This window comes from Nonomuraea sp. NPDC049655, from assembly GCF_044465465.1.
Classification (GTDB): domain Bacteria; phylum Actinomycetota; class Actinomycetes; order Streptosporangiales; family Streptosporangiaceae; genus Nonomuraea.
Genome location: NZ_JBITLS010000003.1, coordinates 383,520 through 396,820 on the forward strand (window position 1 = coordinate 383,520; position 13,301 = coordinate 396,820).

General features: G+C 72.1%; 11 protein-coding genes. 7 read left to right on the forward strand and 4 right to left on the reverse strand.

The genetic code is table 11. The features are described from left to right. The first annotated feature begins 61 nt into the window (after nucleotides 1-61). The 4 genes from ACIBQ6_RS11475 to ACIBQ6_RS11490 all read left to right on the forward strand — a co-directional run bounded on the left by ACIBQ6_RS11475 (nucleotide 62) and on the right by ACIBQ6_RS11490 (nucleotide 5,101). Complete coding sequence (locus ACIBQ6_RS11475; RefSeq protein ID WP_358286675.1) at nucleotides 62-943, forward strand: polyphosphate polymerase domain-containing protein; 882 nt, start codon at nucleotides 62-64, stop codon at nucleotides 941-943. Then, nucleotides 940-1,626, forward strand: a complete 687-nt coding sequence (locus tag ACIBQ6_RS11480) for a DUF4956 domain-containing protein (RefSeq protein ID WP_358286677.1) — start codon at nucleotides 940-942, stop codon at nucleotides 1,624-1,626. The genes ACIBQ6_RS11475 and ACIBQ6_RS11480 overlap by 4 nt, the downstream gene beginning before the upstream one ends. 9 nt (nucleotides 1,627-1,635) lie before the next feature. Beyond that, nucleotides 1,636-3,237, forward strand: coding sequence for a CotH kinase family protein (locus tag ACIBQ6_RS11485; protein WP_397211371.1), 1,602 nt, complete (start codon nucleotides 1,636-1,638; stop codon nucleotides 3,235-3,237). A 373-nt stretch (nucleotides 3,238-3,610) separates the two neighbouring features. After that, entirely contained in the window at nucleotides 3,611-5,101 is a 1,491-nt protein-coding gene (locus ACIBQ6_RS11490; protein WP_358286681.1) for an alpha/beta fold hydrolase, read from the forward strand. Nucleotides 5,102-5,204: 103 nt separating this feature from the next. Here the strand turns inward: ACIBQ6_RS11490 and ACIBQ6_RS11495 are convergent, their stop codons facing one another. Continuing rightward, nucleotides 5,205-7,451 carry an ATP-binding cassette domain-containing protein gene (locus ACIBQ6_RS11495; protein ID WP_397211373.1) on the reverse strand — a complete coding sequence of 749 codons (2,247 nt, stop codon included), beginning with the start codon at nucleotides 7,449-7,451 and terminating at the stop codon, nucleotides 5,205-5,207. Nucleotides 7,452-7,521: 70 nt separating this feature from the next. Here ACIBQ6_RS11495 and ACIBQ6_RS11500 point away from each other — a divergent pair, with 70 nt between their 5' ends. After that, nucleotides 7,522-8,451, forward strand: coding sequence for an alpha/beta fold hydrolase (locus tag ACIBQ6_RS11500; RefSeq protein WP_397211375.1), 930 nt, complete (start codon nucleotides 7,522-7,524; stop codon nucleotides 8,449-8,451). Here the strand turns inward: ACIBQ6_RS11500 and ACIBQ6_RS11505 are convergent. Further along, entirely contained in the window at nucleotides 8,418-9,080 is a 663-nt protein-coding gene (locus ACIBQ6_RS11505; protein WP_397211377.1) for a response regulator, read from the reverse strand. The two genes, ACIBQ6_RS11500 and ACIBQ6_RS11505, sit on opposite strands and share 34 nt — an antisense overlap. Before the next feature lie 75 nt (nucleotides 9,081-9,155). Further along, nucleotides 9,156-10,394 carry a sensor histidine kinase gene (locus ACIBQ6_RS11510; protein WP_397211379.1) on the reverse strand — a complete coding sequence of 413 codons (1,239 nt, stop codon included), beginning with the start codon at nucleotides 10,392-10,394 and terminating at the stop codon, nucleotides 9,156-9,158. 360 nt (nucleotides 10,395-10,754) lie between these two features. Between ACIBQ6_RS11510 and ACIBQ6_RS11515 the strand changes: the two genes are divergently transcribed. Both ACIBQ6_RS11515 and ACIBQ6_RS11520 read left to right on the forward strand, forming a co-directional pair. Further along, entirely contained in the window at nucleotides 10,755-12,008 is a 1,254-nt protein-coding gene (locus ACIBQ6_RS11515) for an alpha/beta hydrolase family protein (RefSeq protein WP_397211381.1), read from the forward strand. A 79-nt stretch (nucleotides 12,009-12,087) separates the two neighbouring features. Continuing rightward, nucleotides 12,088-12,339, forward strand: coding sequence for a helix-turn-helix transcriptional regulator (locus tag ACIBQ6_RS11520; protein WP_358286695.1), 252 nt, complete (start codon nucleotides 12,088-12,090; stop codon nucleotides 12,337-12,339). 43 nt (nucleotides 12,340-12,382) lie between these two features. Here the strand turns inward: ACIBQ6_RS11520 and ACIBQ6_RS11525 are convergent, their stop codons facing one another. Next, the gene (locus ACIBQ6_RS11525) at nucleotides 12,383-13,219 is read right to left on the reverse strand and encodes a dienelactone hydrolase family protein (protein WP_397211383.1); all 837 of its coding nucleotides are present in this window, start codon (nucleotides 13,217-13,219) and stop codon (nucleotides 12,383-12,385) included. Between the last annotated feature and the right edge of the window lie 82 nt (nucleotides 13,220-13,301).

Genomic DNA, 13,301 nt, shown 5'->3' on the forward strand with positions numbered 1-13,301 from the left:
GCGGTTCACACATTGCTCCCAGCTTCGTGCGGTCAGATGTGTGCTGACGAAGGGAGGGACATTGCTGAAAAGGTTCCGCAAATCAGCCGTTTCCGCAGCTGAGCAGGCCGGTCAGCCGCCGTCGGAGGCGGTCGGTGACCAGGGCCACCGGCTGCGGGCCCCCAGCAAGCTGCACGCCTTCAACCGCTACGAGATCAAGTACCTCGTGGACGCCTGGGAGGCGGTCGCGCTGCGGGAGGAGATCGAGCAGCGGCTCGATCGCGACCAGCACAGCGGCGAGGCGGGCTACGGCATCTGGAGCGTCTACTACGACACCCGGCAGTTGCGCTTCTACTGGGAGAAGATCGAAGGGCTGAAGTTCCGCAGGAAGCTGCGGGTGCGCCACTACGGCGACCGCTGGCGCGTGGACGGCGCCACGCCGGTGTTCGTCGAGATCAAGCAGCGGGTCAACCGGGTCACCCAGAAGCGGCGGGTGTCCCTGGCGTACGCCGACGCGCTGCGCCTGTGCGACGGGCGGCAGATGGTCGAGCACGACCCGTCCCAGCGGGCCTTCCTGGAGGAGGTGCTCGACCTGGTGCTGCGCCTGGACCTGCGGCCCGTCGCGATGACCGGCTACCAGCGGCATGCCTACCTCGGCCGCGACGCCGACGTGGGCCTGCGGGTGACGTTCGACCGGCGCATCCGCGGCCGTGACCGGGACTTCCACCTCGGCGCCGACGCCGAGAACCGGTTCATCGTCCCGGCGGGCAAGTCGATCGTGGAGGTCAAGGCCGACGAGCGCGTGCCGTACTGGCTGACCGATCTGACCGCCAAGCGGAACCTGCAGGTGGTGCGGGTCTCCAAGTACTGCCAGAGCGTCGAGGCCCACGGGCTGGCGCCGCGTTCGATCTTCCACGTTCCCGACCACGATCTCGTCCCGTCGACCGTTCTTCCGGAGGCATGACCCCGATGGACTTCTCCTTCCAGGACCTGTCCGGCACGTTCAGCGTGGCCGACATCGCCGTCGCGATGGCCCTGTCGTTCGTGCTCAGCGCCATGATCGGCTGGGTGTACCGGGCCACGCACCGCAACGTGTCCTACAGCCAGTCCTATGTCCAGACGCTGGTCGTCCTGGGCATGCTGATCTCGTTGATCATGCTGGTCGTCGGGTCCAACATCGCCCGCGCCTTCGCCCTGGTCGGCGCCCTGTCGGTGGTGCGGTTCCGCAACGCCATCAAGGAGACCCGCGACGTCGGGTTCATCTTCCTGGTGATGGGCGTCGGCATGGCCGTCGGCACCCGCTTCTACCTGCTGGGCGTCGTCGCCGCCGTCGCCATCTCGCTGATCGTCATGGTCATGCACCGGTTCGACTGGTTCCAGCTGGACGTGCGGCGTCAGGTCGTGAAGGTCCAGGTTCCCTCGCAGGAGGACCTCGCCGCCTCGATCCAGGACGTGCTCGTCCGGCACACCGACGAGTTCGAGCTGGTCAGCATGGAGTCGATCAGGGCGGGCGCCCTCACCGAGCTCATGTACACCGTCAAGATCAAGAAGGGTAGTGAGCCGGGTGACCTGATCACCGCCCTGCGCGAGCGCAACCACGGCCAGTCGGTCACCGTCCTGACCGGGTACGACCAGACCGACCTGTAGGCCCGGCACATGGCACAGACCAAGCGGCTCAAGCACCGTGTCCCCGTCAGGCTCCGGCAGAACTGGAGGCTCGTCGCGCTGTGCGCGGCGTTCCTGGCCGCCTGCTGGGGCGTCTTCGGCAGCGGCACGATCCGTCCGTACGTCACCAACGCTCAGGCCGCCGAGGCCAGGACCGTCACCACGAACCTGACCGGCACCAAGGACCTGTTCGACGCCTCCACCGCGCACGAGGTGGAGCTCACCTTCACCGACGAGGCCTACCAGGACATGCTGAGCGAGTACTTCAAGGACGGCGAGAAGAAGTACGTCGAAGCCGACCTGACGATCGACGGCACCCGCGTCCCGAGCGTCGGCGTCCGTCTCAAGGGCAACTCCACGCTGGGGCAGCTGACCTGGAAGGGGCAGTCCAAGCGGCGGGCCGTGCCCGGCGGCTTCCAGCCGCCCGGCAACGGGCAACCCCGGAACGGGCAACCCCGGAACGGGCAACCCCGGAACGGGCAGCCGCAGGGCGGCGGCGGCATGCCCGGCGCCTCCCTGAAGGCCGAGGAGCCGGAGAAGCTGCCCTGGCTGATCAGCTTCGACGAGTTCGTGGAGGGCCGCCGCTACCAGGGGCGGACCCAGGTCGCCGTACGGCCGGCCGCGATGGGCTCGACGACGATGCTGAACGAAGCGCTCGGCATCGCGCTGGTCGGCGCCTCCGGTGAGCCGACCCAGCGCTCGGCCTACAGTTCGTTCACCGTCAACGGCCGCGCGTCCACCCCGCGCCTGGTGGTGGAGTACCTGGACGAGGGCTACGCGGCGGAGCTCGGCGACGGGGTGCTGTACAAGTCGCTGGCCACCGGCTCCTTCACCTACAAGGGCGAGGACCAGACCGAGTACGCCGGCGACTTCAAGCAGATCAACAAGGTCGGCGGCAAGGACCTGCAGCCGGTCATCGACCTGGTCAGGTGGACGGGCGAAGCCTCCGACGCCGAGTTCGCCGAGGGCCTGGCCGACCGCCTGGACGTGACCTCGTTCGCCCGCTACCTGGCCCTGCAGCACATCATGGTCAACTTCGACGACATGGCCGGCCCCGGCAAGAACTACTACCTGTGGTACGACACGGCCACCAGGAAGTTCAAGGTCATCACCTGGGACCTCAACCTCGCCTTCAACGGCGACGCCAAGAGCGGCGTGCACGACACGATCGGGATGGGCGGCTTCGGCCCTGGGCGTCCCCAGCAGAACCAGCCGCAGAACCAGCAGCAGGGCCAGCCGCAGGGCCAGCCGGCGCAACCCCGGCAGGGGCAGCCGCCTCAGGGCCTCACCGCGCCCGGCGGCGGGCAGGGGCGTCCCGGCGGCGGCATGATGGGCATGAGCCACCCCCTGAAGGAGAAGTTCCTCAAGAACGCCACCTTCAAGAAGATGTACGAGGAGCAGTACCGCGCCCTGTACACCAAGCTGCTGGGCAGCGGCGCCGCCTCCGGCCTGCTCGTCGACCTCGTCGCCGCCTACAAGCTGAACGACGGCGCCGACACCGCCGAGGTCGACGCCGAGGCGAAGACCCTGCGCACGTTCCTGCGGACCCGGACCGAGACCCTGCGCTCGGACGAGGCGATCACCGGCGCCTGACTCGCACGTGGTGATGGGTTCGGCGGGCCCTGCCAGGCTGGACCCGTCACCAGGTGCCCGGGGAAGCGCCCGAGGTGGCGAACGGTCACGAGCCGGAGGTCGGGTCCGCACCGTCGCGCCATGGAGCCGAACGGGTCACGTCCGTAAGACCCTGCCCCCCCCGCATTTGTCCAGATTCTGACGTAATGTCCACCGGCGCGGCCTTCGCCTGTTAGATTCCGAGTCGTGATCAAGGAGAGGCGCGGCAGCGGCCCCGCAACAGACCGCTGAGGCAGGACGGGCGATGCTCCGCGGCCAGGCCAGGGGGCCCGATCACGCGCCGTGCGAGCAGCCCCGCCCGCCGATCGACGTGCCGATCGACGATAGGAGCAATGTGCTGAGAAGAACATCCCTGCTCGCCACCGCCCTCATGGCGATGGCGACGCTGTTAGCCGTCCCCATGGCGGGGACGGCCGGCGCGGCGGTGACCCGGCAGGACGTCACGGATGCCGTCGGCAAGCGCGGCATCACCTGGGGGCCGTGCGAGGAAGAACCCACCGTCGAGTGCGGCACGCTGGCCGTGCCCATCGACTGGTCCGAGCCCGACGGGCCGACCGTCGACCTGGCCCTGGCCCGCCGCAAGGCCACCACCCCGTCGGCGCGGATCGGCTCCCTGCTGACCAACCCCGGCGGGCCCGGCAACTCCGGCGTGAACGACATCCTGCGCCCCTCCGGCTTCAGCCAGGACATCCAGCGGCGCTTCGACATCGTCGGCTACGACCCCCGCGGCGTCGCCCGCAGCCGCTCGGTGACCTGCTCGGCCTCGGTGTACAACCAGATGCCCTACCCGGTCATGACCAGCCAGGCCGACTACCTGACGTGGGTCGCCTTCGACAACAGGCTGCGCGCCGACTGCCGCAAGCTCACCGGCCCCCTGTACGACCACCTCGACTCGGTCAACGTGGCCCGCGACATGGACGCCATCCGCGCCGCGCTGGGTGAGGACAGACTGACCTCCTACGGCGTCTCCTACGGCACGCTGGCCCAGCAGATGTACGCCGAGCTGTTCCCGGGCCGGATCCGCGCCATGGTGCTGGACAGCAACATGGACCACAGCCTGGACGTCAAGGCGTTCCAGGTGAGCGAGGCCGCCACCGTCCAGGACAGCTTCGAGGAGTTCATCGCCTGGTGCGAGCGCGACAGCGACTGCGTCCTGCGCGGCCGCGACATCCGGGCGTTGTGGAAGGGGCTGCTGGCCAAGGCCGGCCGCGGTCAGCTGTTGTGGCCGGGCGACGGCCGCCCGGTGAGCGCGCACAACCTGCAGTGGCTGGGCGTGGTGCTCAACGAGGCGCCCGCCTGGCGGCTGGAGGCCAAGGTGCTGCTCGCGCTGGCGGGCGGCCCGGTGCCCGAGGACATGCCCGGCCCTCCCGGCAACTGGCCGGTGAACGGCCAGTACGCCGAACTGCCCACCGCGATCTTGTGCCAGGACTGGAACCTGTCGCTGCGGGGCTACGCCGAGTACGCCGAGGTGATGCGCGCCTCCAACGCGGTGGCCCCCGACATGCGCTACAACCCGATGCCGATGGGCGACATGCCGATCTGCCAGGGCCATCCGGTCAACAACCCCCAGCACCCGCTGCGGTACAAGGGCAGCACGCCGCTGCTGGTGGCCACCTCCAGGCACGACCCCGACACGCCGTACGCGTGGTCGGCCAACGTGGCCCGTCAGTTGGGCCCCAAGGCCACCCTGCTCACCTACGACGGCTGGGGCCACGGCGTCTACGGCATGACCACCTGCACCACGGCCGCCATGGACAGCTACCTGATCTCGGCGTCCGTACCCGCCAAGGGCATCGGCTGCCCGGCGGAGGAACCCCAGGGCTGACACCGGGCTGACCTCAGAGCTGCCCCCAGGGCTGACACTGGGCTGCCCCCAGGGCTGATCGTGCCGCCCCCGGCACGATCAGCCCAACCCCTCCCGCGGCCGGTCAGGCAAGCGCGGCCGCCAGATGCTCGGCGGTACGGGACCCCGAAGCGGTCAGCAGGTCGGCGGGGGTGCCCTGGAACATCAGGCGGCCGCCGTGCTTGCCGCCGCCCGGCCCCAGATCGATGACCCAGTCGGCCCGTTTGACCATCTGCATGTGGTGTTCGACCACGATGACCGTGTTGCCGGCGTCGACGATGCGGTCGAGCAGGTCAATGAGGGTGTCGACGTCCGACAGGTGCAGGCCCGTGGTGGGCTCGTCCAAAACGTAGACGGCGCCGGTCTTGGTGAGCTCGCCGGCCAGTTTCATCCGCTGGCGTTCGCCGCCCGACAGCGTGGAAGTGGGCTGGCCGAGGGTGAGATAGCCCAGGCCGACGTCGACCAGCGTGGTGACGCGGTCGCGGATGGCCGGTTCGGTGAAGAACGCGGCGGCCTGCTCGGCGGTCAGGGCCAGGACGTCGACGATGGTGTGCCCGCGCAGCCGGTGCCGCAGGGCCTCGGGGTTGTAGCGGCTGCCGCCGCACATCTCGCACACGGCGGTGACCGGGTCCATGAACGCCAGGTCGGTGTGGATGACCCCGCGGCCCTCGCAGGCGGGGCAGGCGCCGGTGGAGTTGTAGCTGAACAGGCCCGGCTGGGTGCCGCTGGCGCGGGCGAACAGACGGCGGACCGGATCCAGGACACCGATGAAGGACGCCGGGCTGGAGCGGGCCGAGACGTTCACGGCGCCCTGATCGACGACGACCGCGCCGGGATGCTGGGCGGTGAACACCTCGCCGATGAGAGTCGACTTGCCGGACCCCGCGACGCCGGTGACGCAGGTCAGCACACCGGTCGGCACGTCGAGGGTGAGATGGTCGAGGTTGTGCAGGGCGGCGTCGGTGATGGTCAGGTGCCCGGTCGGGCGGCGCACGGCGCTCTTGAGCGGGGTGCGGGCCCGCAGGTGGCGGCCGGTCAGGGTGCCGGAGCGCGCCAGCCCTTCGACGGAGCCCTCGTAGACGACGGTGCCACCGTGCAGACCGGCTCCCGGCCCGAGATCGATGACGTGGTCGGCGACGGCGATGACGTCGGGGTCGTGCTCGACCACCAGGACGGTGTTGCCCTTGTCACGCAGGGCCAGCAACAGCGTGTTGAGCCGGCCGACGTCGGCCGGGTGGAGGCCGGCGCTGGGCTCGTCGAAGACGTAGGTCATGCCGGTGAGGCTGGAGCCGAGATGGCGGACGGTCTTCAGACGCTGGCTCTCGCCGCCGGACAGGGTGGTGGTCTCGCGGTCGAGGGTGAGGTAGCCCAGGCCGATCTGGTCGATGCGGCGCAACGCCGCGGCCGCGGTGTCGGCGACGGGGTTGCCGAGCCCGGTCAGGACGCCGATGAGGTCGGTGATCTCCATGGCGGCGTGGTCGGCGAGGTTGTGGGGGCCGATCATGGTGGCCAGGGCGGCCTGGTTGAGACGCGCGCCCCGGCACTGGGGGCAGGTGCCCTCGGTGACGAAGGCCAGGACCGCCTCGCGGGTCTTGTCACTGAGCCCCGACAGGTCGCGTTTGAGGTAGAGGCGGGTGAAACGGTCGGCGACGCCTTCGTAGTCGACCTTGTTGAGGGTGCCGTTCTTGCCGCGGACCTCGACGGTGAAGCCGCCGCCGTGCAGCAGCAGGTGGCGCTCTTCCTCCGTGTAGTCGGCGACGGGTTTGGCCGGATCGAAGGTGCCGGAACGGGCGTAGATCTGCCACTGCCACGTGCCGACCCCGAACAGCGGGAAGCGGATGGCGCCCTCGTCGAGGGACCTGCCGGGGTCGAGCAGCGCGTCGAGGTCGAGGCGGACGGCCCGGCCGAGGCCGTCGCAGCCGGGACACATGCCGTGGGGGTCGTTGAAGGAGTAGGCGTAGGAGTAGCCGGCGCTGGGCGTGCCGTAGCGGGAGAACAGCACGCGCAGGATCGGCAGGATGTCGGTCATGGTGCCGACGGTGGAACGCGAGCTGCCGCCGACCGGCTTCTGGTCGACGACGATGGCGGCGCCGAGGTTGTCGATGGCCTCGGCCTCGGGTTTCTCGTGTTTGGGCAGCCGGTTGCGGACGAACCAGGAGTAGGTTTCGTTGAGCTGGCGCTGGGACTCCACGGCGACGGTGTCGAAGACGACCGACGACTTGCCGGAGCCGGACACGCCGGTGAAGACGACGAGCCGGTTCTTGGGGATGCGCAGGGACAGGTTCTTGAGGTTGTTCACGCGCGCGCCGGTGATGACGATGCTGTCGTCCATGCGGTCACGGTAGCGACGGGCGCCGACAGTTTCCGTCCGTGCCGGGAAGGGGCGGAAGGGGGGCGAGGAAGTGGGCCAGGAAGTGGGCGAGGAGACGGCGTCCGGGGTCGGGCCGGCCGGGCTGGACATCGTGTACGAGCGGCTGGGCGACCGGGCCGCGCCGCCCGTGCTGCTGATCATGGGGGCGGGCGGTCAACTGATCAACTGGCCCGACGGGTTGTGCGCCGAGCTGGCCGGGCACGGCCTGCAGCTGATCCGGTTCGACGGACGTGACTGCGGGCGCTCCACCCACTTCGACGGCGCCGGCGAGCCGGACTTCACCGCGGCGCTGGCCGGTGACCTGTCCTCGCTGGCCTACACGCTGGCCGATCTGGTCGCCGACACCGTGGGGCTGCTGGACGTCCTGGGCCTGGACAGCGTCCACCTGGTGGGCGCGTCACTGGGCGGCATGATCGCCCAGGCGGTCGCCGTCGCCCAGCCTGGGCGGGTCAGGTCGCTCACCTCGATCATGTCCACGCACGGCGACCGGATGACACCCCCACCGGCGCGCCCCGGCGCCACGCGGGGCGTCCCGGGGCCGCCGCCGACCACGCGCGAGCTGTACGTGGCGCGCATGGTGGCCGGCGCGAGCGCCCGCGGCGTGGCCGCCGACCTGGAGGCGGTACGGGCGGTGGCCGAGCGGGCCTGGGACCGCGGCTGGTCGCTGGCCGGCATGCTGCGGCAGGCGGCCTCGGTGATCGGGTCGGGCGACCGGCGGGAAGGATTGTCTCGGCTGGAGGTGCCGGCGCTGGTGATCCACGGCGCGGCCGACGCCGCCGCCGACCCCGCCGGTGGGCGGGCCACGGCGCAGGCGATCCCGGGCGCGGAGTTCCTGCTGGTCGAGGGGATGGGACACGGGTTCCCGCCGGGGGTGTGGCGGCAGGTGAGCGCCAGGATCGCCGCGCTGGTCCACCGGGCGGAGAGGGATCACGAGGAGGGGCGGATCAGGCCGCTCTCGTAGGCGAACACCACGACCTGGGCGCGGTGACGCAGCCCGAGTTTGAGCAGCACACGGCTCAGATGCGTCTTGACGGTCGCCTCGGCCAGATGCAGGGCGGCGGCGACCTCGGCGTTGGACAGGCCGCGCGCCACCTGGACGAGCACGTCGTGCTCGCGGGCGGTCAGCAGGTCCAGCAGACGGTGCTGTTCGCGGGGGCCGGGGGTGAGCTGGGGGGCGAACCTGTCCAGCAGGCGACGCGTGACGCGCGGCGACAGGACGGCCTCGCCCGCGGCGACGTTGCGGATCGCGGTGAGCAGGTCGGCGGGCGGGGTGTTCTTGGGCAGGAACCCGGCGGCGCCGGCCTTGAGCCCGGCGAAGGCGTACTCGTCGAGGTCGAAGGTGGTCAGGATGAGCACCTTAGAGGCGGGACAGTCGCGGACGATCCGGCGGGTGGCCTCGATGCCGTCCAGGCCGGGCATGCGGACGTCCATGAGCACGACGTCGGGGCGCAGCCGGCGGGCCTGCAGGGCGGCCTGTTCGCCGTCGGCGGCCTCGCCGGCGACGTGCAGGTCGGGTTCGGCGTCCAGCACCATGCGGAAGGCCATCCGCAGCAGCGCCTCGTCGTCGGCGATCAGCAGCCGGATGGTCATGGCACGTCCCGGCCGGTCAGGTCGAGGCTCATGGCGCGTCCGGGCCGCTCGCGTGGGGGCCGGTCAGGTCGAGGCTCATCGCGTGTCCGGGCCGCTCGTGTCCGGGCCGGTCAGGTCGAGGACGGCCGCGACCCGCCAGCCGCCGCCGGGGGCCGGGCCGGCGTGCAGGGTGCCGTCGTAGGCGGCGACGCGTTCGCGCATCCCTGCCAGCCCCCGTCCGGCGGGCCGCAGGGGCGCCGGACGGCCGCCGTCGTCGGTGATCTCGATGTCGGCCCGCCGGCGGGTCAGGTGCACCTGGACGTGCGCGCGAGCGCCTGGGGCGTGCCGCAGCGTGTTCGTCAGCGCCTCCTGAGCCAGCCGGTAGAGGGTGAGCTGCGCGGCGGCCGGGACGTCGGCGGGGTCGCCGTCGACCCGCAGCCGGGTCGGCAGGCCGGCGGCGCGCATCCGGTCGGCCAGCGGGCCGAGGTCGGCGATACCGGGCGCCGGGTGCGACGGAGCGATGCCCGGCTCCTGCTCCTGGCCGACGCCCTGGCCGATGCCTCCGTCAACGCCTCCGTCAACACCTCGCTCGACGCCCTGACCGGCGGATCCGTCGGCGGCTCGGTCGGCGCTTCCGTCAGTGGCTTGATAGGCGGCTCGGTCGGTGTCCTGGTCGGTGTTGAGGGAGCGGCGCATGTCGCGCAGCGCCTGGCGGCCGGTGTCGGCGATCTGCGCCATCGCGGCCACAGCCTGACCGGGCGCACGGTCGTGGACGTAGGCGGCACTGTCGGCCAGCGCCACCATGACCGACAGGTTGTGGGTGACGATGTCGTGCATGTCGCGCGTCATCCGGGCACGCTCCTCGGCGACCGCCAGACGTGCCCGCTGGTCGCGGTCGCGTTCCAGGGAGGCGACGTACGCCCGCCGGGCCCGCGCCCACAGCCCGGCTGCCAGGGCGGCGGCCGACATCGCGCTCAGCGCCGCCACCGTCAACGGCATCCGGCCAGGCGGCGCCCACCGCGCCGCGGCCGCCACCACCCCGGCCTCCAGCACGAACGCGGCGGCCAGCGTCGCCCCCCACGAACGGCGGGCCGCCACCGTGTAGAGCGCGACCAGCAGCGCCGCGTCGGCCGGAAGCTGCACGTCGATGGCCCACTGCAGGGCGGCCGTGCCGCCGATCACGCACAGCACCAGCAGCGGGGCGCGCCGCCGCCATGCCAGCGGCGCCACCAGAGCCACCTGCAGGGCCAGCACCGCAGGGCCGCCCTCGGCCACCCGGCCCGGCCCCAGCGTGACCACGAAGATCACAGCAGCCAGCAACGCGTCGGCAGCCACAGGCGGCACCGAACCGATCACTGAGCCGATCACCGAACGGATCGCCGAGCCGACAGTCGAGCCGCTCACTGGGCGGACCGCCGAACCCATCACCGAGCGAACCACTGGGCGGACCGCCAAGTCGATCGTTGAGTCGACCGTCGATCGGGGTGGCGCGGTCGAGCGGGCGGCCGGAGTCATGCGCCCACCCTAAAGGCCGCGCCCCGGCGCCCCCCATCCTCCGCGAGGAGGAACATCTCGGCCCCTCATCCGAAAGTCGTACCCGCAGGTCAGCCCCTGGCCGCTGGCCCGCCCGCGAGCCCGCCTGCCAGCCTCGGACCACACCCCCCGCCTTCCGTCCCGTTCGAGGAGAACACCGGCATGCCCGTGAAGACGTACGCGGCCCCTCTGGCCGTCGCCGCCCTGACCCTCACGCCCGTCACCGTCCCCCTGCACGCGCAACAAGCACAGCAGGCGCGGCAGGCGGTCACGGTCGCCCTGCCCGCGCCCGGCGGCCCCCACCCGGTGGGAACAGTCGCCCTGCGCCTGGTCGACCGCTCCCGCCGCGACCCCCTGGTGCGGTCGAAGCCGTACCGCGAGCTGATGGTCAGCCTGTGGTACCCGGCCAAGGGCGGCACGCAGCCGCTCGCCCCCCACATGGCGCCCCTGGCCGCCGCCGACTGGGACCGCCGCTCCGCGCCGCCCATGGGCATCGCCAAGGGCGCCGTCGACTGGGCCGCCACCCGCACCGCCGCCCGTACCGGCGCGCCGGTCGAGCGCGGCGCTGGCCGGCTGCCCGTCGTGCTGTTCGGCTCCGGCGACGGCGGGCCGCGCACGCTGGGCACCACGCTCGTGCAGGACCTGGCCTCGCGCGGCTACCTCGTCGTCACCGTGGACCACACCTACGAGGCCGACCAGGTGGAGTTCCCCGGCGGGCGGGTCGTGCGCGCACTGCCGCTGCCGGCCAAGCTCACCCCGCGCGTCATCGAGGCGCTGCTGGAGCGGCACGCGCGGGCGCGGCTGGCCGACATGCGGTTCGTGCTGAACCAGGTCACGGCCCTGGGGCAGGGACGGGCCATCGGCGGCGGGGAGATGCCCGCCGGGTTGCGCGGCGCGCCCGACCTGACGCGGGTGGGGGCGCTGGGGCAGTCCCTGGGCGGGTCGGTGGCGGCCCAGCTCGTCCACGACGACCCGCGGGTGGACGCCGGGGTCAACCTCGACGGCGGCTACGTCGGCCCGGTCGCCGCCACCGGCGTGCCCAGGCCGTTCCTGCAACTGGCGGCCCAGACACACACACGCGACAGCGAGCCGAGCTGGAAATCGTTCTGGCGGGCCTCGACCGGGTGGAAGCGGGAGCTGCGGTTCAAGGGCGCCGCGCACGGCTCGTTCACCGACCTGCAGGCGCTGCTGCCGCAGATCGCCGCGGCGCTGCCCAAGGCACAGGACGAGAAGCAGGACGAGAAGCAGAGCGGGGTGCCGGTCGCCGACTTCGTCGGCACGATCGATCCGCAACGATCGGTGGCGGCCCAGCGCGCCTACGTCGGGGCGTTCTTCGACCTGCACCTGCTGGGCAAGCCCACCCGCCTGTTCCAGGAGCCCGACAGCCGTTTCCCCGAGGTGTCCCGCATCCCCTGACCCTGAGGCCGGCTTGGGGGTCTGCCCAGGGGCGATAACAATACCGGTATAAGTATCCCGCGGGTGTAGGGTGGGCGGCATGGTGCGATCCCCGCTGACCCCCGAGGAGCGGCTGCGCGGCGAGCAGCTCGGCCACATGCTGCGCCAGGCCCGAGGCGAGCGCAGCATCGTCGAGGTCGCCGCCGCGGCCGGCATGTCCGCCGAGACCCTCCGCAAGATCGAGACCGGGCGCATCGCCACGCCGGCGTTCTTCACCATCGCCTCACTGGCCGACGTCCTGGGCATCTCCCTCGACCGCCTGGCCGTCCGCGCCACCCCCGCCCGCACCTGACCGCCCGCACCTGACCGTCCAGGCCTGACCGTCCGGGCCGGGGTCATTCCGTACGGGAGCGGCGTACCTCGTCCAGCACGTCCTCGATGCGCCGCCAGGCGTCCTGAGCCGCGGCCGGGTGGAAGGTGTCACGCTCGTCGGCGGCGAACCCGTGGCTCGCCCCCGGATACACCACCGTCTCCAGCCGCTCGGCGATCGCCCGCTGCTGGGCGCCGTCGATGATCGGGTCGTCGGCGCCGAGCAGCACCACCAGCCGCCCCGGCGCCCGCGCGGCCCGCTCCAGCGTCGGCTCCGGCCGGCTCAGCGGCAGCTCGGTGCCCGTCAGCCAGCCCGGATACAGCGCCACCGCCGCCGCCAGCCCCAGCTCACCGGCCACCGAGCACACGACGTGCCCGCCCAGGCTGAACCCGACCGCCGCAGCGGGCCGGGCGCCCACGCGCCGCAGGTGCTCCGACGCGGCACGCGCGTCATCCAGCACCTGCTCCCGGCGCAGCAGCCAGGCCAGCTCCAGCCCCCGTTCCCGGCCGGCCGCATCGACCGGCAACTCCACCACCCGCCCCAGCGGGCCACCCGTCACCGCATCCCCGGCAACCGTCACCCCGACCCCCGCTTCGACCCCCGCTTCGACCCCCTCCGGCACAAGCCCCGCCGAAGAGCCCGCGGGGAAGGGCCGCAGCTCGTGCCGGTGGTTGAAGTCGGGCACGACGGCCGCATGCCCCAACCCCGCCAGCCTGTCGGCCATCCGCCGCGCGTACCCGCTCACCCCGAAGATCTCACCGGCGACCAGCACGCCCACGGGCCGCCGCACCCCCACGGGCAGGGCCGTGTAGGCCGCCATGCCCGCGATGTCCACCCATCCGGTGGTGATCTGTCCGTTCACGCGGCCGAGCTAACCAGCCCCCGCCCGCCCCCGGCCAATCACGACCCCGATGGCCGCCATCACGACCCCGATCGCCCCCTGG